General features: G+C 39.6%; 21 protein-coding genes. All 21 read left to right on the top strand.

What is annotated here, in order from left to right; translation table 11 throughout:
- Position 1: 1 nt before the first annotated feature.
- Positions 2-1,186 carry a transcription termination factor NusA gene (gene nusA, locus K6G87_RS01405; RefSeq protein WP_296832866.1) on the top strand — a complete coding sequence of 395 codons (1,185 nt, stop codon included), beginning with the start codon at positions 2-4 and terminating at the stop codon, positions 1,184-1,186.
- 22 nt (positions 1,187-1,208) lie between these two features.
- Entirely contained in the window at positions 1,209-1,472 is a 264-nt protein-coding gene (gene rnpM, locus K6G87_RS01400) for an RNase P modulator RnpM (protein WP_296832863.1), read from the top strand.
- Entirely contained in the window at positions 1,469-1,816 is a 348-nt protein-coding gene (locus K6G87_RS01395) for a L7Ae/L30e/S12e/Gadd45 family ribosomal protein (RefSeq protein ID WP_296832860.1), read from the top strand. Before rnpM ends, K6G87_RS01395 begins: the two co-directional genes overlap by 4 nt.
- Positions 1,803-4,907 (top strand): translation initiation factor IF-2, encoded by a 3,105-nt coding sequence (gene infB / locus K6G87_RS01390; protein WP_296832857.1) that lies wholly within the window; start codon positions 1,803-1,805, stop codon positions 4,905-4,907. The genes K6G87_RS01395 and infB overlap by 14 nt, the downstream gene beginning before the upstream one ends.
- Positions 4,908-4,911: 4 nt before the next feature.
- Positions 4,912-5,319 carry a 30S ribosome-binding factor RbfA gene (rbfA, locus tag K6G87_RS01385; RefSeq protein ID WP_296832853.1) on the top strand — a complete coding sequence of 136 codons (408 nt, stop codon included), beginning with the start codon at positions 4,912-4,914 and terminating at the stop codon, positions 5,317-5,319.
- Positions 5,306-6,262 (top strand): DHH family phosphoesterase, encoded by a 957-nt coding sequence (locus K6G87_RS01380; RefSeq protein WP_296832850.1) that lies wholly within the window; start codon positions 5,306-5,308, stop codon positions 6,260-6,262. The genes rbfA and K6G87_RS01380 overlap by 14 nt, the downstream gene beginning before the upstream one ends.
- A gap of 85 nt (positions 6,263-6,347) precedes the next feature.
- Positions 6,348-7,316, top strand: a complete 969-nt coding sequence (gene truB, locus K6G87_RS01375; RefSeq protein ID WP_296832848.1) for a tRNA pseudouridine(55) synthase TruB — start codon at positions 6,348-6,350, stop codon at positions 7,314-7,316.
- Between the two features lie 115 nt (positions 7,317-7,431).
- Positions 7,432-8,382, top strand: a complete 951-nt coding sequence (gene ribF / locus K6G87_RS01370; RefSeq protein ID WP_296832845.1) for a riboflavin biosynthesis protein RibF — start codon at positions 7,432-7,434, stop codon at positions 8,380-8,382.
- 206 nt (positions 8,383-8,588) lie between these two features.
- Positions 8,589-8,855 carry a 30S ribosomal protein S15 gene (gene rpsO, locus K6G87_RS01365; RefSeq protein ID WP_022755061.1) on the top strand — a complete coding sequence of 89 codons (267 nt, stop codon included), beginning with the start codon at positions 8,589-8,591 and terminating at the stop codon, positions 8,853-8,855.
- Positions 8,856-9,027: 172 nt separating this feature from the next.
- The gene (locus tag K6G87_RS01360) at positions 9,028-11,124 is read left to right on the top strand and encodes a polyribonucleotide nucleotidyltransferase (RefSeq protein WP_296832839.1); all 2,097 of its coding nucleotides are present in this window, start codon (positions 9,028-9,030) and stop codon (positions 11,122-11,124) included.
- A gap of 369 nt (positions 11,125-11,493) precedes the next feature.
- On the top strand, positions 11,494-11,943 hold the full coding sequence (nrdR, locus tag K6G87_RS01355) for a transcriptional regulator NrdR (RefSeq protein WP_022780460.1): 450 nt from the start codon (positions 11,494-11,496) through the stop codon (positions 11,941-11,943).
- A gap of 60 nt (positions 11,944-12,003) precedes the next feature.
- Positions 12,004-12,885, top strand: coding sequence for a hypothetical protein (locus K6G87_RS01350; protein ID WP_296832834.1), 882 nt, complete (start codon positions 12,004-12,006; stop codon positions 12,883-12,885).
- 101 nt (positions 12,886-12,986) lie between these two features.
- A complete protein-coding gene (locus K6G87_RS01345) occupies positions 12,987-13,649 on the top strand; it encodes a response regulator transcription factor (protein WP_296832831.1) in 663 nt (220 codons plus the stop codon).
- A 2-nt stretch (positions 13,650-13,651) separates the two neighbouring features.
- Positions 13,652-15,154, top strand: coding sequence for a sensor histidine kinase (locus K6G87_RS01340; protein WP_296832828.1), 1,503 nt, complete (start codon positions 13,652-13,654; stop codon positions 15,152-15,154).
- 55 nt (positions 15,155-15,209) lie between these two features.
- Positions 15,210-15,971, top strand: a complete 762-nt coding sequence (locus K6G87_RS01335; RefSeq protein ID WP_296832825.1) for a hypothetical protein — start codon at positions 15,210-15,212, stop codon at positions 15,969-15,971.
- Positions 15,972-16,078: 107 nt separating this feature from the next.
- Complete coding sequence (locus K6G87_RS01330) at positions 16,079-16,984, top strand: chemotaxis protein (RefSeq protein ID WP_296832823.1); 906 nt, start codon at positions 16,079-16,081, stop codon at positions 16,982-16,984.
- Between the two features lie 259 nt (positions 16,985-17,243).
- Positions 17,244-20,150 carry a hypothetical protein gene (locus K6G87_RS01325; protein ID WP_296832820.1) on the top strand — a complete coding sequence of 969 codons (2,907 nt, stop codon included), beginning with the start codon at positions 17,244-17,246 and terminating at the stop codon, positions 20,148-20,150.
- 30 nt (positions 20,151-20,180) lie between these two features.
- Positions 20,181-20,786, top strand: a complete 606-nt coding sequence (hisH, locus tag K6G87_RS01320) for an imidazole glycerol phosphate synthase subunit HisH (protein ID WP_296832817.1) — start codon at positions 20,181-20,183, stop codon at positions 20,784-20,786.
- Positions 20,787-20,792: 6 nt separating this feature from the next.
- On the top strand, positions 20,793-21,554 hold the full coding sequence (gene hisF / locus K6G87_RS01315; protein ID WP_022780452.1) for an imidazole glycerol phosphate synthase subunit HisF: 762 nt from the start codon (positions 20,793-20,795) through the stop codon (positions 21,552-21,554).
- Positions 21,554-22,228, top strand: a complete 675-nt coding sequence (locus tag K6G87_RS01310; protein ID WP_296832810.1) for a uracil-DNA glycosylase — start codon at positions 21,554-21,556, stop codon at positions 22,226-22,228. Before hisF ends, K6G87_RS01310 begins: the two co-directional genes overlap by 1 nt.
- Positions 22,225-22,746: pseudouridine synthase (locus tag K6G87_RS01305; protein WP_296832808.1), on the top strand; the 522-nt coding region annotated here is incomplete at its 3' end. The genes K6G87_RS01310 and K6G87_RS01305, both read left to right, overlap by 4 nt.

Raw genomic sequence — 22,746 nt, 5'->3', positions numbered from 1 at the left:
CATGAGTAAAGAACTTATGGAAGCACTTGATGCATTGGAGAAAGAGAAGAATATCAGTAAGGAAAGCCTTTTTGATGCAATTGAGAATTCTCTCATGACCGCATGCAAGAACAATTTTGGCAAGGCGGACAATGTAAAAGTAGAGGTCGACAGACAGACCTGTGAATTCCATTTATATGCCGAGAAGACAGTAGTGGAGACAGCAGATGATGTAATGGATCCATCTGAGGATATTTCTCCTGAAGATGCTGCCAAGATAGACAAGAAAGCCAAAGTCGGCGATATAGTTAGAGTTCCGCTCGACTCCAAGAACTTCGGTCGTATTGCGACACAGAATGCCAAGAACGTCATTCTTCAGAAGATTCGTGAAGAGGAACGTGGCGCTATTTACAACGAGTATTTCGAGAAAGAGCATGACATCGTAACAGGTGTTGTACAGCGCTTTATCGGTCGTAATATTTCGATCAACCTTGGCCATGCAGATGCAATTCTTACAGAGAATGAGCAGGTTAAGGGTGAGAGCTATCGTCCTACTGACAGAATCAAGGTTTATATTCTTGAAGTAAGAAATGGCAATAAGGGACCTCGTATCCTTGTATCACGCACACATCCTGATCTTGTAAAGCGTCTTTTCGAGCAGGAAGTTACAGAGATCAAGGACGGTACAGTAGAAGTTAAGGCTATTGCAAGAGAAGCAGGAAGCCGTACCAAGATCGCCGTATATTCACAGAATCCTAACGTAGATCCTGTAGGAGCATGCGTAGGTGTTAACGGAAGCAGAGTAAATCTTATTGTTGAAGAGCTTCGTGGTGAGAAGATCGACGTTATCGGATGGGATGAAAACCCTGGTAACCTTATCCAGAACGCTCTTTCACCTGCAAAGATCATTGCAGTATTTGCTGATCCTGATGAGAAGACAGCTAAGGTTGTTGTTCCTGATTATCAGCTTTCACTTGCAATCGGTAAGGAAGGACAGAATGCCCGCCTTGCTGCCAGACTTACAGGTTATAAGATTGATATCAAGTCTGAGACTCAGGCTAAGGATGCTCCTGGATTCCGTTATGAAGACTATCTTGATGATGAAGACGAATATGATGGCGATGAGTTCTCAGATGAAGAATTAGATGAAGAAAACATTGAAGTTTCTGATGATATATCTGAAGAAGAGACAACAAGCGAAGAGTAATTTCGATACAAAAGGAGTCTGAATGGCAAAAAAGATACCGATGCGTCAATGTATCGGATGCGGTGAGATGAAAAGTAAAAAGGAACTTATAAGGATCATAAAAACGCCGGAAGGTGAAATTGTTCTTGATAAGACAGGCAGGCAGAACGGCAGAGGTGCTTATATTTGTAACGATGTCGAATGCTTTAAGAAAGCCCGTAAGAATAAGGGTCTTGAACGTTCTTTTAAACAAAGTATCAACGCTGAAATATATGATGCGCTGGAGAAGGAGTTCACAGGAACATGACAAAATCAGAACAAGGGATATATTCTTTCCTTGGCTTGTGCATGAAGGCCGGCAAAGTGACTTCCGGCGAGACCGGAACTCTTCAGAATATCCAGTCGGGCAAGGCTAAGCTGGTAATAGTAAGCCTTGACGCTTCAGACAACACAAGGAAAGAGATGCTTAATAAATGCAAGTCCTATGAAGTTACAGTCAGAGAGTTTGGCCAAAAAGACCTTTTAGGACAGGCGATAGGCAAATCCGAGCGATCAAGTCTTGCGATCACAGATCAGGGACTTGCAAAAGCTCTTATACAGAAACTGCAGACCATAGAACAGAACGGAGGGGAAACGAATGTCAAAGATTAAAATATCCGAACTTGCAAAGGAGCTTGGTGTAGAAGGTAAGGAAGTAGTAAGCTTCTTGCAGGACAAAGGCGTTGAATCTGCAAAGCGTACCACAAGTTCTGTTGAGGATGATGATGCAGAGAAAGCCAGAAAGCATTTTGGCAAAAATAATGGCTCAAATGCTTCCAAAGATAGTAAGCCTTCAAACGAAGAGTCTGATAAGGCTAAAAAGGAATCAAAGGCTGTAGATAAAGCCTCTGAAGATAAGAAAAGTGAAACTGAAGCAAAGGAAGATAAGAACACGATAACAGCAGAAAAAACATCCAAGGCTGCACAGTCAAATGATCAGCCAAAAAAGAAAAAGAAAATTATTATTGTAAGCAATCAGGGTAATGCAAGAGGTAATTCTTTTGCATCATCCCACCAGTCATCAGGTCAGAATCAGTCACAGAAGAAGGATCGCCCTGATAATCAGAGAAACAGACAGGGCAAAAATGGTCAGAATTCAAGAAATGGATCATTTGCTTCAAGCCAGAATGTATATCATCCGATCAAGCCTAAGACAGCACCATCACAGCTTGAGTATGAGTCAAACATTCGTAAGACAGAGGAGAAGCCTGTTGTAGAGACAGTTAAACCTCAGGCAGCTCCTGCAGAGACAGTTAAGCCTGCAGCTAAAGAAAACGCACCTAAGGTGCAGGAAAATGCAGCACCTAAGGCAGAAGCAGAAGTTAAGAAGCCTTCATCTGCAGAAACAAAGGCAGCTGATAATAATCAGGCTCCTGCAAATCGTGAGAATCACGATAATAGAAATGCAGGTAATCAGAACAGAAATTCTGATGATCGCAGACAGGGTCAGAACAGAAACGACAGAAACGATAGAAACGACAGAAACTTTGACAGAAATGGTCAGGGCCAGAATAGAAATGACAGAAATGGCCAGGGCAGAAATGATAGAAACGATAGAAATGACAGAAACGGTCAGGGCGGCGGAAGAAACTTTGACAGAAATGGTCAGGGTAGAAGAAACTTCGATAGAAACGGCCAGGGCTCAAGACCGGGTCAGGGTGGTATGAATTCAAGACCTTCATTTGACAGAAACGGTCAGGGCGGTGGAAGAAGCTTTGACAGAAATTCCCAGGGTGGAAGACCATCTCAGGGAAGAGGAGGTCAGGGTGCCGGATTTGGTGCAGCTCCTGAAGCTCCAATAGAGAAGACTAATCGTCATAATGATCGTAGATTCGATAAGGACAAGAAGACCAAAAAGGATTACGAGGAAGAGGAGATGCCACGCAGCAAGCGCGTAGGCCGCTTCATAAAGCCTGAGGTCAAGAAGGAAGAAGAGCCTGTTGAACAGATCAAGACAATAACAATTCCTGAAAGCCTTACAATCAAGGAACTTGCTGAGAAGATGAAGATGCAGCCATCTGTTATCATCAAGAAGCTCTTCCTTGCAGGTCAGATTGTTACTGTTAATACAGCTCTTTCATACGAAGAAGCTGAGAATATCGCAATTGAATACGATATCATCTGTGAGAAAGAAGTTCAGGTCGATGTCATTGAAGAACTCCTCAAAGAGGATGAAGAAGATGAGAAGGATCTTGTATCAAGAGCTCCTGTTGTCTGCGTAATGGGTCACGTCGATCATGGTAAGACATCACTTCTTGATAAGATCCGTGATTCTGCTGTAACAGAAAAGGAAGCAGGCGGTATCACACAGAAGATTGGTGCTTACATGGTATCAGTCAAGGATAGAAAGGTTACATTCCTTGATACACCTGGTCACGAAGCATTCACAGCTATGCGTATGCGTGGTGCTAATTCTACAGATATAGCTGTTCTTGTTGTAGCTGCAGATGACGGTGTTATGCCTCAGACTATTGAAGCTATCAACCATGCTAAGGCAGCCAATATCGAAATTATTGTTGCTGTTAATAAGATTGATAAGCCAAGTGCTAATATTGATCGTGTTAAGCAGGAACTTACAGAGTACGGTCTTATCGCTACAGATTGGGGCGGATCTACAGAATTCGTTCCTGTTTCAGCTAAGACAGGTGAAGGAATCGATACTCTTCTTGAGACTATCATTCTTACTGCAGATATCCTTGAGCTTAAGGCTAATCCTAATCGTACAGCAAGAGGTCTTGTCCTTGAAGCTAAGCTTGATAAGGGAAGAGGTCCTGTTGCAAATGTACTCGTACAAAAGGGTACACTCCATGTTGGAGACTTTATTTCAGCCGGAGCAAGCTCAGGACGTGTTCGTGCTATGGCAGATGATAAGGGCAGACGTGTTAAGGAAGCAACTCCTTCACAGCCTGTAGAGATTCTCGGTCTTTCAGATGTACCGAATGCCGGTGAAGTATTTATTGCTCATGATTCCGATAAGGAAGCTAAGCAGTACGCAAGTATCTACATGCAGCAGCACAAGAAAGACCTCATCGAGGAAACTAAGGCTAAGATGTCTCTTGATGATCTCTATTCTAAGATTGAGGAAGGTAAGCTCAAAGAACTTGATATCATCATCAAGGCAGACGTACAGGGTTCTGTAGAAGCTCTTAAGGCTAGTCTTATGAAGCTTTCCAACGAAGAAGTAATGGTTAAGATCATTCACGGCGGCGTTGGTGCTATTACTGAATCTGATGTATCTCTTGCTTCTGCATCAAATGCGATCATCATCGGTTTTGATGTAAGACCTGATGCAACAGCTAAGTCAATGGCTGAACATGAAGGCGTTGAGATCAAGCTTTATAAAGTTATCTACCAGGCTATAGATGATGTTGAAGCAGCTCTTAAGGGTATGCTTGCACCTGTATACGAAGAGAAGATCACTGGCCATGCTGAGGTTAGACAGATATTCAAGGCTTCTTCTATTGGTAACATCGCAGGTTCATTCATCCTTGATGGTGTGATCCAGAAGGGTTGCAAGGTTCGTGTAAGAAGAGGCGATGAGCAGATCTTCGAAGGCGACCTTAAGTCACTCAAGCGTTTCAAGGACGATGTTAAGGAAGTTAAGGAAGGCTATGAATGTGGTCTTGTATTTGACGGATTTGACGGCATGAATGTTGGCGATAACATTGAAGCTTATATCATGGTAGAAGTTCCGAGGGACTAAGCTTATGAGAAAAAATAGTATTAAGAATAGCCGTATTAACGGCGAAGTTATGAAGGTCGTAGCTGAAGCTATTCGTTTTTCCAAGGATCCCCGTATCAGCCCTATGACATCCGTTATGGATGTCGAGGTTGCTCCGGATCTTAAGACCTGTAAGATATGGGTAAGCGTACTTGGTAATGATGAAGATCGTCAGCAGACCATGGAAGGACTTTCAAGTGCTTCCGGATATATACGTTCTACACTTGCACGTACAATCAACCTTCGTAATACACCACAGCTGAGATTCATAATGGACGATTCAATAGAATATGCTATTGATATGACCAAGAAGATTGATGAAGTAACAGCAAAGGATGATGAGGCAAGAGCTGCCAGAGGCGAAGAGGACGCACAGGAAGATGATGAGAATTGAAGAAGTTATCGGAAACGCTCAAACAATAGGTATCACCGGTCATGTCAGACCTGATGGTGACTGTGTTGGATCATGCATGGGAATGTATCTTTATCTTAAAAAGGTATATCCATCTGCGAGAATAGATGTTTTTCTTCAGGAAATACCTGAAGTATATTCATTTATTCCCGGAACTGATGATGTCATTACAGATTTTAAAACTGATATTGACAGTTATGATGCATTTATTGTTCTGGACACCGGCAAGGGTCGTACAGATGGCGCCGAAGCTTTTTTTGATAAGGCTAAGATCAAGATCAATATAGATCATCATATTTCCAATAAAGAAGGTACCGGAGATATAAATTATATATATCCTGAGGCCAGCAGTGTATGTGAACTGTGTTACGATGTGATGGATCCTTTGGTTGTAGATAAGAATATTGCTATGGCTCTTTATACAGGAATGGTTACAGATACTGGAGTATTCAAATATTCAAGTACCTCTAAAAAGACCATGGAAGTAGCGGGCAAGCTTATCACTTATGGATTTGAATTTGATAAACTTATAGATCATGTATTCTATGAGAAGACCTACAAGCAGAATAAGCTCCTTGGAAGAGCTCTTCTTGACAGCAAACTTGTACTTGATGGCAAGGTTATTGTCTCAGTTACTGATTCAAAGACAATGGCAGAGTATGATGCTAAGGGAAGTGATCTTGAAGGGATCGTAAGTCAGTTAAAGCTCACCGCAGGTGTCGGATGTGCACTTTATGCTCACCAGCTTTCAGAGAATGAATATAAGCTTTCTCTTAGAAGTGACGGATCAGTTAATGTTGCAAAAGTGGCTGAGACATTTGGAGGCGGCGGACATGACAGAGCTGCCGGAATCACTATTGAAGGGAATATCGAAGATATCCTTACAAAAGTGATCTCAAGGATTGAAGAACTTATTGAAAATTAACGACAGGGGAACGATGAAGAGTCGTTCCTCTTTTTCTTTACCAAGGTCTGATTGGCTATGCCAATTTTGAAGCAAGAGGATGATAATGAAAAACTCTAATTACAACGGACTTATAAATATATATAAAGAGCCTGGTTTTACGTCTAATGATGTAGTTGCCAAGATGCGAGGCATACTTAGAATGAAAAAGATCGGACATACCGGAACACTTGATCCTGATGCTGTAGGCGTTTTAGTATGTTGTGTCGGTACCGGAACAAGGCTTGTAGAAGAGCTTACTGATCATTCAAAGGAATATATAGCTGTATGCAGACTTGGCGTAGAAACTGATACTCAGGATATGTCAGGAACTATACTAAAAGAATATGACACTGATACATTGCCCGGGATAGAAGAACTTAATGAAGCTGTTCAGGCTTTTGTTGGAGATTATGACCAGATTCCTCCTATGTATTCGGCCATTAAGGTCGGTGGCAAGAAGCTATATGAGCTTGCAAGGCAGGGTAAGGAAATCGAAAGAAAACCTAGAAGGATACATATAGATTCAATATCTGTCCTTGATACGAGTCATCTTATAGACAGACATGAATTTACCATGGAAGTAAGATGCAGCAAAGGTACTTATATTCGAACACTGTGTAATGATATAGGTCAAAGACTTGGCTGCGGCGCAGCAATGGCACATCTTACAAGAACAGCGGTTGGAAGCTTTCATCTAGATACGGCAATTACACTTTCACAGCTTGAAAAGCTCCGTGATGATGATAAGGTTAATGATGTTGTGGTTCCTGTTGAAGATTTTTTTAAGGACCTTGACTGCGTTCATGTTCTTATGACAAGCAGAAAACTTATAGAGAACGGCAATCCTTTCACACTTAAGGATATTGCTGATACAGAACCATCAAAAGCTCAGGACACTTTAAAAAAGGAAAACATGTATTCTGACGGGACAAGGGTTCGTGTATATGATGAAGACGGAATCTTCTTTGGAGTTTATAAATATAATGATAAACTCAGGAATTTCCGTGTTGATAAGAATTTTTATACTTCATAACATCAATACCGAACTATTAGTTTCTGCCTTTGGATCAAACATGAGTTTAACAGCCAAAAAAATTTTCAAAGGTATAGTATCTTCTTTTGGCAGGTACATGAGGTTAATTTATAAAATGGAAATTATTAAAGATACAACAGATTTTTATATACAGGGACCTACAGCTGTTGCTATAGGTAAGTTTGATGGAATTCATAAAGGACACAGAAAGCTTTTTTCAGATCTTATAGAAGAGAAGAATAATGGCAAAAAGGTAGTCATATTTACATTTGACCCATCACCTGCATCTTTTTTTGCCGGGGCTACAGTGCCTGGTCTTACTACAAGAGATGAAAAGAGAAAATGGTTTGAGGAAAATGGAGTTGATGTTCTTATAGAATTCCCTATGAATGCGCAAACAGCAGCAACAGATCCCGTTGAATTTATTGAACGCTATCTCGTAAAGCAGATGGGTGCAAAATACGTTGCAGCAGGTCAGGACGTCTCTTTTGGAGACAAAGGCAAGGGCGATTACAAGCTTCTTGATGCCATGGGACAGAAACTTGGATTTGAAACGCATTTTATAACCAAGGTTGAAATAGAGGGAAGAGAAGTCAGTTCCAGTCTTATCAGGCAGGAAGTAGCAGATGGTCATATGGAGAATGTGTCCAAACTTCTTGGATGTCCCTATACTCTGCATGGTATTGTAAGCCATGGCCGTGCACTTGGACGTACAATAGGTATTCCGACAGTTAACGTTATACCATCTAAAGAAAAGCTCCTTCCGCCTAACGGAGTTTATTATTCTATAGTTCGCGTTGGAGATAAGATATTAAGAGGCATGACCAACATAGGTACAAAGCCTACTATTACCGATGAGAACCTTGTTGTTTCTGAAACATATCTGTACGATTTTTCGGGAGATCTGTATGACAAGGAAATCTCTGTTTCTCTCTTGTCATTCAAGAGACCGGAAATGAAGTTTTCAGGAGTAGATGAGCTAAAGACTCAGATGAGCCTTGATGTCGAAAATGGAAGACTTTATCATCATAGTATCGAAACTGCTAAATATAACTGGAATGAGTGAATTTAGACTTTACTTTTTGGCTTACATGTGATAACGTTAAATAGCTGTCCTTATATTTTATTTTGGACAAAATAGGATTGACCTTTACCTGGTTTATGGATCTCCGACCCGGGCCCGGTAACAGGCGACTAATAAAACAGAGTTTAAAATCTTCCTGGAAGGTTTTAGCTCTCGGTCCAGGAAATCGGACCTGAAAGGAGAAAGAAATGATTTCAAAGGAAAAGAAGACAGAGATTATCAACAAGTACGCTGTAAAGCCTGGTGATACAGGATCACCGGAAGTACAGGTAGCAGTTCTCACAGAGAGAATCGCTGAGCTCAATGCTCACCTTGACAAGAACCCTAAGGATCACCACTCAAGACGTGGTCTTCTTAAGATGGTTGGTCAGAGACGTAATCTTCTTGGATATCTTAAGGCAAAGGATATTGAGAGATATCGTAAGCTGATCCAGGAACTTGGTCTTAGAAAGTAATTCTGTTCACAAGGGCGGGGAGACTGTATCGTCAGTTGTTCCCGCCTTTTTGCTTATATGAAAGTGATTTTGTATAAGCCGTAAATATAGTAGAAGAAAAGAGAAGACGAGTACTGCACACGCACCTCTGAAAAACGGGGAAGGCGGATGAGCAGCACAAGAAGGAGAAAAAATGGTAAAAACTTACACAATGGATCTTGCCGGACGTACACTCAAGGTTGAGATAGGCAAGGTTGGTAAACAGGCAAACGGATGCGCTTTCGTTCAGTATGGCGATACAACACTTCTTTGCACAGCTACAGAGGCTAAGGCACCACGTGATGGTGTTGATTTCTTCCCGCTCAACATCGAGTTCAGCGAGAAGTTCTATTCAATCGGTAAATTCCCGGGCGGATTTAATAAAAGAGAGGCAAAGCCATCAGAGAACGCGATCCTTACAGACCGTATGATCGACCGTCCTATGAGACCTCTTTTCCCAAAGGATATGAGAAATGACGTAACAGTTGAGAATATGGTAATGGCAGTTGATACCGCTTGCAGACCTGAGCTGGTTGCAATGATCGGATCATCCATTGCTGTAGCTATTTCAGATATTCCGTGGGATGGCCCTTGCGCAGCTACACAGATTGGTCTTGTAGATGGACAGATGATCATCAATCCTTCACAGGAGCAGTGGGATAAGGGCGACATGAAGCTTACTGTTGCTTCTACTGCTGAGAAGGTTATCATGATCGAGGCTGGTGCTAAGGAAATCCCTGAGCAGGATATGATCAGATACATCTATGAAGCAGATGCTATCAACAAGCAGGTTGTTAATTTCATCAACTCTATCGTTGCTGAGATCGGTAAAGAGAAGCAGCCTTATGTTTCTGCTGCTGTTCCTCAGGAAATCTTCGATGCCATCAAGACAATCGTATCTCCTGAAGAGATGGAGAATCTTGTATTTACTGACGATAAGATGGTCAGAGACAAGAACATGGATGACGTTACTGAGAAGATCCTTGCAGATCCTCGTTTTGCAGAGAATGAAGAATGGGCTGCATTCGTAGGCGATGCTGTATATCAGTATGAGAAGAAGACAGTTCGTAAGATGATCCTTAAAGATCACAAGAGACCTGATGGACGTGAGATCACACAGATCAGACCTCTTTCTGCAGAAATTGATCTTATTCCAAGAGTACATGGCAGCGCTATGTTCACTCGTGGACAGACTCAGATCTGCGATATAGTAACTCTTGCTCCTTTATCAGAAGCACAGAGAGTTGAAGGACTTGATCCTTTCGTTACAGAGAAGAGATATATTCACCAGTACAACTTCCCTGCTTATTCAGTAGGTGAGACTAAGGTTTCAAGAGGACCAGGACGTCGTGAGATCGGACATGGTGCTCTTGCAGAGCGTGCACTTCTTGCAGTACTTCCTTCAGCTGAGGAGTTCCCTTATGCAATTCGTGCCGTATCAGAAACATTTGAATCTAACGGTTCTACATCAATGGCATCAACATGTGCAAGCTGTATGGCTCTTATGGCTGCAGGTGTACCTCTTAAGGCTCCTGTTGCAGGTATCAGCTGTGGTCTTGTTACAGGCGATACAGATGATGACTTCGTACTTCTTACAGATATCCAGGGTCTTGAAGATTTCTTCGGCGATATGGACTTCAAGGTAACAGGTACAACAGAAGGTATCACAGCTATCCAGATGGATATTAAGATTCACGGTCTTACAAGACCAATCGTAGAAGGTGCTATCGCTAGATGTCGTGAAGCTAGACTCTTCATTATGGACAACTGCATGAAGCCAGCTATTGCTGAGCCAAGAAAGACAGTTGGTGAGTACGCTCCTAAGATTATCCAGATTAAGATTGATCCTGAGAAGATTGGTGACGTTGTTGGTCAGCGTGGTAAGACAATCAACGAGATTATTGCTCGTACAGGTGTTAAGATTGATATTACTGATGAAGGTGCTGTTTCTGTATGCGGTACAGATCAGGAGAAGATGGATGAAGCTCTTAACATGATTAAGATCATCACAACTGATTTTGCAGAAGGACAGACATTCACAGGTAAGGTTGTATCAATTAAGGAATTCGGCGCATTTGTTGAGTTCGCTCCTGGTAAGGAAGGTATGGTACATATCTCTAAGATCGCTAAAGAGCGTATCGAGCATGTTGAAGATGTTCTTACTCTTGGTGATGTTGTTAAGGTTATCTGCCTTGGTAAGGATAAGATGGGAAGAATGAGCTTCTCAATCAAGGATTGCCCACAGGCATAATCGAAAAAGTAATTATTAAGCAGGTGCTAACGCACCTGCTTTTTTTAATGCGCAGGGGTGCGTAATGAAATATTTCGGCTGACGCCGAACGCACCCCGCGCAGCGAAAAGAAAACGGGAGTTTTCTTTTCGATTTAAAACAGGAGTGCGTAATGAAATATTTCGGCTGACGCCGAACGCACCCCGCGCGGCGAAAAGAAAACGGAAGTTTTCTTTTCACTTTGTATGCATACCTCCACATGAAAAAGTTTACATAATTTAGTTGACATAAATTTTTATATTTTTTATAATATTTACTGTAAATTGTATTATTATGTACAGAAAACTACTATATATATAGTTTTACTGTTAACCATGGAGGGAATAGGATATGAAGTGCCCATTTTGCGGACATGAAAACACTAGAGTTATTGATTCAAGACCTGCAGATGATAATAATTCTATAAGACGCCGTAGAGTATGTGATGAGTGTGATAAGAGATTCACAACATACGAGAAGGTTGAAACTATACCACTTATTGTTATTAAGAAAGATAATAACAGAGAAACATACGATAGAGCCAAGATTGAGGCAGGTGTTCTTAGGGCATGTCATAAGAGACCCATCAGCGCTGACCAGATCAGCAAACTTGTTGATGATGTTGAAACTATGATTTTCTCTAGAGAAGAGAAAGAAATATCAAGCAACGAAATTGGCGAGATGGTTATGGAAAAACTTAAAGATCTTGAAGCAGTTGCTTACGTTAGATTTGCTTCAGTTTATAGAGAGTTCAAGGATGTTAATACATTCATGGACGAGTTAAAGAAGGTACTTAAGTAATATATGTGACCTCACCGCTTTTTTGCGATGGGGTCCTTTTGCTTTACAGGAGGTCCTGGTTTGAAAACGTTTGAAGGGGAATATCAGTATAGAGATGTTGCAACTGCTGCACTTGCACAGCAGGAGCAGAGCAAGATACAGATGCTAGAGGGAAAGATGGATTATGGCAACCCTAAGCTTGTGTATTCTTTATATTGCAAATTATTAGATAAGAGCGTATTCAAAACATATGAAGGATACGCTTATCTTAACCATATACATGACTTTTTAACTGACCATGCCGTCGCACTTACTGGCCTTGTTCCAGAAATAAACGAGCAGGCCTATATTATGCCTGTTCTTGTTTCAGAACTTGAGGCAGAAGCTGCGGCTAAGGCAGAAGAACTTGCGGCTCATGAAGCTGCAGCTAAGGCAGAACAACTTGCTGCCAAGGAAGCTGAGGTTACATACGAATCGGTTGCTGAAAGTATAGCTGATGCAGGAAAGGAAGAGTCAGCAGAACCAGCATTTGCTATTGAAAATAAAGTTGAAACTCAACCAGAAATTGTTCTAGTGTCTTCCGATACTGAGCAGGCATCAGGAGAGACTGAGGCAGAGTCAGATAATGATGATGATTCTTCAGAAGAATCAGAAGAGGACGAACTCAGCGCTGATATTCAGCGTATTAAGCAGCGCAATCTTGAAGATCTTATGAAGAAGTATAAGAGAACAGTAGGTAAGAATACAAAACTTAGAGAACTCTTAATGTTCCAGCGTATTGCCATCCTTCTTCTAATCATTATTGTAATTGTTATGCTTACTATAGCTAAGAAAAGTGATAGTCCAACTATTCTTAACTATAGAGAAAAGATTCAGAATGAATATGCAAGCTGGGAACAGCAACTTAAAGAGAAAGAACAAGAACTTAGAGAACGTGAGAAAAAGCTTTCTGAGAATAACTAAATTTTCTTTCTTATTTCACATGAATTTCACAAGTGCTTGTTACAATACATACTAAGACTATTATTAAAGAATAAGTGTGATTATCGAAAAAAGGTATATTTATGAAGATTCTAGTTGTTGATGATGAAAGCAGAATGAGAAAACTTGTAAGAGACTTTCTTGTGAAGGACGGCTACGATGTTGTTGAAGCTGAAGATGGAGAGAAGGCTCTTGATATATTTGAAAGTCATAATGATATTGATCTTATTATTCTTGATGTTATGATGCCAGGTCTTGATGGTATACAGGTATGCAAGGAGATAAGAAAGACATCAAAGGTTCCTGTTATTATGCTTACAGCTAAAACAGGTGAAGAAGATGAACTTATGGGCTTTGACAGTGGCGCTGATGAATATATATCTAAGCCATTTAGCCCTAAGATATTAGTTGCTAGAGTTCAGGCTATTCTTAAGAGAACTAATCCTTTTGAAGGGGCTGTTATTGAAAAGTATGGTATATCAGTAGATAAATCTGCCCATATTGTAACTGTAGATGGTTCGCAAGTCGAACTAAGTTTTAAGGAATTCGAACTTCTAACATATTTTATGGAAAATGAGGGCGTAGCTCTTTCTAGAGAAAAGATTCTTAACAACGTTTGGAATTATGATTATTTTGGAGATGCCAGAACTATCGATACTCATGTAAAGAAGCTTAGAAGTAAGCTCGGTAGCAAGGGTGATACAATCAAAACTATCTGGGGTCTCGGATATAAATTCGGAATGTAATAATGATTAAATGTAAAAAGATTTGCAGACATTCATTAAAAAAGCAGTTATTTTTCAGGTCTATAGCACTTGTGCTTTTAACCTTATTAATTGCTATTGTAATGAATGCCTTTTTTTTGAAAGACATATATATAAAGGGTAAAGAGGCTAAACTTCTTGATGCTTATGAAATTATGGAAAAGTACGTTGCTAATCCAGAATCTTCTGAGTATCAGGATAAACTTCAAAGTATATGTTCAACATTTAACCTAAGCTTTATAATTGCGGATACAGATACAAAAACAATTATATCGTCTATTAATAACACAAAAAAATTAAACAGAATTCTAAATGACGTACAATACTCCATAGATAACGATGATGTTATTAAAGAATTAAAGAAGACAGAAAATTATACTATATGTACTCAAAAAGATATTTCTGAGGAACTTGTTTATCTAACTATCTATGGAAAATTAAGCAACGGAAATTTCTTTGTTATCAGAACCGCTGTTGATGATATTACATATAGTGTTAAGATAACTGGAACTTTTTTACTTTTCGTTTCATTTTGTTCCCTGGCATTTGCCTGCATAACTTCTCTGTTTGTATCAAATCATATTTGCAAGCCTATTGAAAAACTGACAAATATATCTATTCGTATGGCTGACCTGGACTTTAATGTAAAGTATGACGGGAAGAGTAATAGTGAAATAGGGGTTCTTGGTGAAAACTTTAATCATATGTCAGAGACCCTTGAAAAAACTATTAATGAGCTAAGAGAAGCTAATAAAAAGTTACTTAAGGATGTGGAGCAGAAAACTCTTATCGAAAAGATGAGAACTGAGTTTATATCTAATGTATCCCATGAACTTAAAACTCCAATAGCTCTTATATCTGGTTATGCAGAAGGACTTAAGGATGGAATAAACGCTGATCCTGAGTCAACAGAGTACTATCTTGATGTAATTATAGATGAAACCAAGAAGATGAACTATATGGTTAAGGAACTTACAAGACTTATGCAGTTAGAGCTTGGGGATGGGGACTTTGACCTGGACGAGTTTGATTTCAATCAGGTGGTTAACAACTGTCTTGAAACATATAAATTATTATTTGATGAGAAGCAGGTTAATATTGTAACAAATATAAACAAAGATGAAGCTTTAAATATTGTTGCCAATGAATATCATATAGAAGAGGTAATTCGTAATTATATTAACAATGCTCTTAATCATGTTGAAGGTGATATGAGAATTGAGGTTACTACTAAGCGACAGGATGAATTTGCTTATTTCTCGGTGTTTAATACTGGTAAGCCTATACCTGAAGAAAGCCTTGAATATATATGGGATAAATTCTATAAGGTTGATAAGGCAAGAACCAGAGCTTATGGAGGAAGTGGAATTGGGCTTTCTATTGTTAAAGCCATATCAGAAATGAGCGGTGGAAAATGCGGCGTTACAAATAAAGAAGATGGTGTAGAATTCTGGTTTATGATTGCACTAAATAAAAGTTGCCCATAAGCACCTGCAATGATAAAATATATAGATAAAATCAGTATATATGGGGAGTAGGAGAGTGAAAAAGAAATTAACAGGAATACTTATCATGATGATATTATCCCTGACTCTATCTGCTTGTGGTAAGGACTATATACCTGAGATGACTGATGAAGAGTTAGCTGATGTTGAAGAATATGCAGTTAAGCTACTTCTAAAATATAACTCGGGCTATAATGGTCATTATCTTTCTGAAGAGGAAGCCGAGCTTAAGAACAATGCAATTATGGAAGAGGCCAGACTTCAGGCAGAGGTTAAAGCTAAGAAAGAAGTTGCGGCTAGTGCCAATGCTGTTAGTAGCAATGAGTCAGATTCTGATAAGTCTTCAGAGGACGAAAAGCAAGAACCAGTATATACAGACATAAGCGAATTCCTTGCTATGCCTGAGATAGATATTGATTATGCCAGCTATGAGATATGTGATTCATATCCAAATACCACTGAAAGCAATGATTTTCAGGGAGTTGTTTATCCGTCAACTGGAAATAAGTTATTGATATTACACTTTAATGTTACAAATAATTCTGGAGAAGATTATTTTGTGGATATACCAGAAACCGGGCTTAAATCTGCTGTTAAGATTAGTGGTGTTAAGACTAAGGTTCCACTTACTACTATGCTTTTAGATGATTTATACAACTGTAGGATGACACTTACAGCTGGCCAAAGTATAGAGCAGGTATTGGTGGTTGAAATATCATCTTCTGATGCAGATGACATTACAAGCTTAGATATTACATTTAAGTACGCAGGGCAGAAGATGGATATGTCTATTTTATAGCATTTGTATAAAATAACATTTTTTCTGAAAGTTATAGACTTTTTTTTAGAAGTTTTGTATAATTTTTAGTGGGCGTTAGTATAAAACTATAAAAGGTGAGGTGTGTTATGGATTCAAAGATTTTATTAGAAAACGGAACCAACGAGCTTGAAATATTAGAGTTCACTTTAGCAGGTAATTCTTATGGAATTAACGTAGCAAAGATAAGAGAGATTATTCCTTATCAGCCAGTTACTCCTGTTCCAAACTCACATCCTAGTGTAGAAGGTATATTCATGCCACGTGAGACTATGATCACAGCAATTGATCTTAAGAATTGTCTCCAGCGTGGTGATGCTGAAAATAAGGGATTATTTATTATTACAAACTTTAACAAACTTGATATAGCTTTCCATGTTGAGACAGTTGTAGGCATTCACAGAGTTTCGTGGACTGAGATAATTAAGCCAGATGCTACAATATCTACAGTTGAAGATGGTATTGCTACAGGTATTGTTAAGATAAATGGTAAACTTATTATTATTCTTGACTTCGAGAAGATTGTTTCAGATATTAGTCCAGAAACAGGGCTTCAGGTAGCTAGTATTGAAGAACTCGGCGTTAGAGAAAGATGCGATATTCCAATTCTTATTGCAGAAGATTCAGTTCTTCTTAACAAGCTTATTGTTGATTCTCTTAGCAAGGCTGGTTATACAAAACTGACTCATACAGAGAATGGACAGCAGGCATGGGACTTCATATGTCAGTGTCAAGAACAGGGTACTCTCGATAAGAATGTTCATTTAGTTATAACTGATATTGAGATGCCTCTTATGGACGGTCATCGACTTACAAAGCTTATTAAATCTAATTCTCAGCTTAAAGATATTCCAGTTATTATCTTCTCATCACTTGTTAACGATGAGATGAGAAGAAAGGGTGAGCAGCTCGGTGCGAATGCACAGCTTTCTAAACCAGAAATTGGAGAGCTTGTTGGAGCTATTGACAGATGTCTTGGTAGAACAGAAGTATAAATGAATTTCGACAAAGAAGTCGAGCTTTTGCTCGGCTTCTTTTTGCGTTTAGAGCCTTAAAAGTTAATTGTAGTTAGTTGTCATATATGGTAAAATTATATGATAGTTTTTGTAAGAATTATCTAATTTCAATTAAGGAATAAAAGGAATGGGAACAACCGAAGATTATCTTGATAGTTTACTCGCGAATGCATTAAATAAAACTAAAGAAGAGCCTAAGCAAGAGCCAGTGGCAGAACCAGTGGTGGAGGCACCAGCAGTGGCTGAGCAAGAGCCGGTGGCTGAAGAAGTAGTAGAGGTTCAGGTAGAGCCTGAAGTTGAAGCTGTAGCAGAGTCAGCGGCAGAAGAAGTAGTTGAAGCTGCAGCAGAACCAGCGGTGGAGGAAACTGCAGTAGAGAATTCTGAGGCGGAAGTGGAAGCGGTTCCTGCCGAAGAAGAGGAATTCTCTATCTCTGATGTGATGGATAAGTCTATCGAAGAGATGCTAGGAGAAGTTTCGACTGATGCTGGAGAATCGGCTGTAGATGAGTCTGTAGCTGAGGGTGATGTTGTAGATGGGGCTTCTGTAGAAATTCCATTAGAAACAGATGATAAAGAGATTAACCTTGAAGATGAACTTGAAGGCCTTCTTGGTGATTTTGAAATAGAAGATGATAGTAAGGATCCGCTTGAGAAGCAGATAGATGCTCTTCTTAAAGAGGGATCTATTGATGCAACTCCAGATCTTGATATTAAGCAGTTAGAACCTGCAAGTGAGCCAGTTAACGAACCATCTTCTGAAGGAGAAAATGTAGAGGGCGTTGCAGAAGTAGCAGACGCTGATTCGTCAGCAGATGAATTAATGAGCCTTCTCGAAGATGTTCCTACAGAGGATGCAACACCTGAAGGTGAAACTGTAGATGAAGTAGCAGAAGAAGCCGCTGAAGTGGCAGATGCTGACGCATCAGCAGAAGAACTGATGAGCCTTCTTGAAGATGTTCCAACAGAAGATGCAGCACCTGAAGTTGAACCAGTTGTAGAAGAAACACCATCTGGTGATATGTCAGAAGAAGAGATAGATATGGCCAGCGATGATCTTCTTAACATGCTTCTTGATGATGCCAGTGAACAAAGTCCAGCTGAAGAAGTAGTCCCTAGCGAAACTAAATCTGCAGATGCTGCAGGTAGTGAAGAAACAGGCTCTGATGCTGGCGATGATAAACAAGCTGAAGAACTTATGGCTTCTCTTGACTTCGATTTAGGGGAACTTGGAGAAGAAGATATAGAAAAGCGACTTGCTCAGGCTAAGGAAGAAGGTCTTGCAGAAGCAGCCAGTGATAATGAAAAACTTGCTGCCAATGAAGGCAAAGACATCCTTGAAATTCTTGGAGATGATGCTGCAGGAGCCTTAGGGGACGTAGCAGATATCCTTAAGAAGTCTGATGCAGGAGAGATGGTTGATCAGGCTGCTCTAGAGGCAGGCGCTGATGTAGCAGCTCTTCTTGGAGCAGGAGCAGAAGCTTTAGAAGAAGCGGCAGATTCTAAGAAGAAAAAGAAAGAAAAGAAGAAAAAAGAAAAGAAGGCTAAGAAGGATAAAAAGGAAAAAGCCGAGAATTCTGAAAATAAAGAAAAGAAAGGGCTCTTTAGTTTCTTTAAGAAAAAGAAGAAAGAACAGGATGCAGTGGTTGAAGGTGTAGAAGGAGAGGGAGCTCAGGCTACTACAGGAGATGGCCAAAATCTTGCTGTACAGGAGGCTGAATCAGATACTGACAAAGAGGCTAAGGCATTTATGGATGCTATGGCAGGTGATACAGAAGAAACACCTATCGACGAGTCACTTCTTGCTTTCGACCTTGATGCTACCGCAGGAGATGCTCCAGCAGAAGATGAAGAAGCACCAGCAGTACTTGATGATGATATTTCAAGAGATATAGATAAGGTCCTTGGCGGAACCGGTGAAGCGCTTTCTTTAGACAATTCTGAAGAGGTAAGTTCAGAAGAAGACGGCAAAAAGAAGAAAAAGAAGAAAGAAAAAGACCCTAATAAGAAAAAAGGCTTAATTGCTAAATTATTAGAGGCTTTAACTGAAGAAGTTGAAGAGGAAGCTCCTAAGGTTGCCGAAGCAGATCAGACTAAGGTTTCCGATGAAAACTTAGATATTCTTGCTCAGCTTGATTCGGAAAATGCTGAAGAAGAAGGCGGAAAGAAAGGCAAGAAGAAAAAAGAAAAGAAAGAAAAGCCACCTAAGGAAAAGAAACCAAAGAAAGAAAAGAAACCTAAGAAGGAAAAGCCACCTAAAGAAGAAGGGGGCAAAAAGATTCCTAAGGTTTATATTATTAGAACTGTTGTCTTAGCAGCATCTATACTCGTTGCTCTTATGCTTATAGCAACTATAGTTCCTAAACTTACAGTTTTAAGTGATGCTAGAAATAACTTCTATAAGGGTGATTATCACGCAGCATTCTTACAGCTTTATGGTAAAGATTTAAGTAAGAGTGATGAGATACTTTATGAAAAGTCTCGTATGATTGTAATACTTGATAGAAAGTATGAATCATATGAAAACTATAAGAAGATGAATATGCCTGATATGGGACTTGATTCCCTTCTTGTAGGACTTCAGAAATATGAAGTTATGAAGGATAGAGCTGATGAGCTTGGAATAAAGTCTATCCTTGATCAGACAAGAGCAAAGATTATATCAGCACTTTCTTCTGATTATGGACTTAGCGAAGCAGAAGCATTAGAGATACTTACCTACGATTCTGTTGACTATACAAGAAAGATTAACAGTGTTGTTAACGGAACACCATTTGTTACTGCTAAGCAGGAAGCATATACATACTATGGCTTAGATGAGAATAGTACTTCTACTGTAGCTCCACCAGAGGATGGCAATAATACTACCAGCCCTGATCAGTTCCAGGATATACTTCCAGAGGAACAGGATTATCTAGATTCACTTAATAATAATCAGAATCCAGATATGAATGCTCCTGATGATACTGTTCCTGACAATCAGGCTAATGAGCCTATAGAACCTATAGATCCTAATAGGGAAAATGAAAATCGTGATAATCAGAATAATGAACCTGATAATAATGTAGTTGATGGCCCTGTTACTGTTGGACCAGATAATGCTACTACAGTTATTGATTCAGAAAATTGGTCATCACAAAACAACTAGAAATATTTACTAAATAACGAGGTTAATACTTTGATAGCAATTATTGATTACGATGCAGGAAATATAAAAAGCGTTGAAAAGGCTATAGAATTTCTTGGACATGAATGCATAGTTACAAGAGATAGAGAAGAACTTCTTAAGGCTGATAAGGTTATTCTTCCAGGTGTAGGAGCATTTGGAGATGCTATGGAGAAAGTTAATAACTACGGTCTTGTTGATGTTATTCATGAGATAGTTGATAAAGGAACTCCTTTCCTTGGAATCTGCCTCGGCCTTCAGCTTATATTTGATGAGAGTGAAGAGGCTCCAGGAGTTAAAGGTCTTGGTCTTCTTAGGGGTAAGATAGTTAAGTTTCCAGAAGGCGAACTTAAGGTTCCACAGATTGGATGGAATTCACTGCATCTAATTAATGATGGTAAGTTATTTAAGAATATTAAAGAAGGTTCTTATGTATATTTTGTGCATTCATATTATTTGAAGGCAGAAGATGAAAGTGTAGTAAAAGCTACATCGGAATATATGACAACTTTCCATGCTTCTGTTGAAAGTGGTAACGTGTTTGCCTGCCAGTTCCATCCAGAGAAGAGCTCTGATGTAGGACTTGCAATATTAAAGAACTTTTTAGAAATGGACTAGACTAATATGTATACAAAACGAATTATTCCTTGCCTTGACGTCAATGGTGGACGTGTTGTTAAAGGCGTTAACTTTGTAAATTTAATAGATGCTGGTGATCCTGTAGAGATTGCTAAAGCATATGATAAGGCTGGAGCTGACGAGGTAGTATTCCTCGACATTACAGCTTCATCAGATAAGCGCCAAACTGTAACCGATATGGTAAGACAGGTTGCCAGACAGGTATTTATTCCATTTACTGTTGGCGGCGGTATTAGAACAGTTGAAGATTTTAAGAATATTCTTAGAGAGGGTGCAGATAAGGTTGCAGTCAATTCTGCAGCTATTATGAATCCTGAACTTATTTCAAGCGCTGCAGATAAGTTTGGTAGCCAGTGCGTTGTAGTTGCTATTGATGCTAAGAGACGTTCAGATGGTTCAGGCTGGAACATATTTAAAAATGGCGGCCGAGTTGATATGGGAATAGATGCCATAGAGTGGGCTAAGAAGGCCTGCAGCTTAGGAGCCGGTGAGATACTTCTTACAAGTATGGACTGCGATGGTACTAAGAATGGCTATGATAATGAGCTTACCAGAATAGTTTCTGAAAGTGTTAACATACCTGTTATTGCTTCAGGTGGTGCAGGTACTAAAGAGCATTTTTATGAGGCTCTTACAGAAGGCAAGGCAGATGCTGCTCTTGCAGCTTCACTTTTCCACTTCAAAGAACTTGAGATTATGGAAGTAAAGCAATATCTTAGAGACAAAGGCGTATCGGTAAGAATGTAATGGGAAAGATATCGGGTGACTGGCAGGCAGCCTTAAAAGACGAGTTTAATAAAGATTACTATAGAAAACTATATAAGTTTGTAAAAGATGAGTACTCTAACAGGCAGATATTTCCTGAGAGTCAGGATTTATTCAGTGCTTTTTCATATACTCCACTTAAGGATGTAAAGGTTGTTATTATAGGCCAGGATCCTTATCACAATGTTGGACAGGCACACGGACTTTGTTTTTCGGTTAAGCCTGGAATCGATATTCCACCGTCTTTAGTTAATATATATAAAGAACTACAGGATGACCTTGGATGCTACATTCCAAATAATGGTTATCTTGTTAAATGGGCGAAGCAGGGTGTGCTTCTTCTTAACACTGTTCTGACAGTTAGAGCTCATGAAGCTAATTCTCATAAAGGGAAAGGCTGGGAGACATTTACAGATGCAGTTATAGACGTTCTGGGTAAAGAGGACAGACCTATCGTATTTATTCTTTGGGGTTCACCTGCACAAAAGAAAGCGGCAGGACTTAAGAATCCAAAGCATCTTATACTTAAGGCACCTCATCCAAGTCCATTATCGGCTTATAGAGGCTTCTTTGGTAGTAAGCCTTTTAGTAAGACTAATGAATATTTGAAAGCCAATGGTCTAAGCGAAATAGACTGGCAGATTGAAAATATATGAGTGAAATAAGGTTAAATAAATTTATAGCCTCTATGACAGATATATCCAGAAGAGGGGCTGATAAACTTATCGAACAGGGTAAGGTAAGCATTAACGGCAGAAAAGCTACTGTCGGCATGACAGTTAATGATAACGACGAGGTAGTGGTTGATGGTAATCCACTTGGCCATAATACTAAGAAGGTTATTCTGGCATTCTATAAGCCAGTTGGAGTAACTGTTTCCAAGAAGGATGATCATGCCAAGGTACTAATAGGCGATATTATAGATTATCCACTGCCTTTAACTTATGCTGGAAGACTTGATAAAGATTCAGAAGGTTTGATACTACTAACTAATGATGGTGACCTTATTAATGACCTTATGAAGGGGGCTAATCATCACGAGAAGGAATATGTAGTAAAGCTTGATAAGAAGCCAGAAGATGGGGCTATTTCAAGACTTGAAAAGGGTGTATATCTTCCTGAACTTAAGGTTAAGACAAGACCATGTAAGATTAAGAAGATATCTGATAAAGAG

It is taken from the genome of Butyrivibrio sp., from assembly GCF_024699075.1.
Note: the sequence above shows the minus strand (reverse complement) of the source record. Positions and strands in the feature narration are given on the sequence as shown.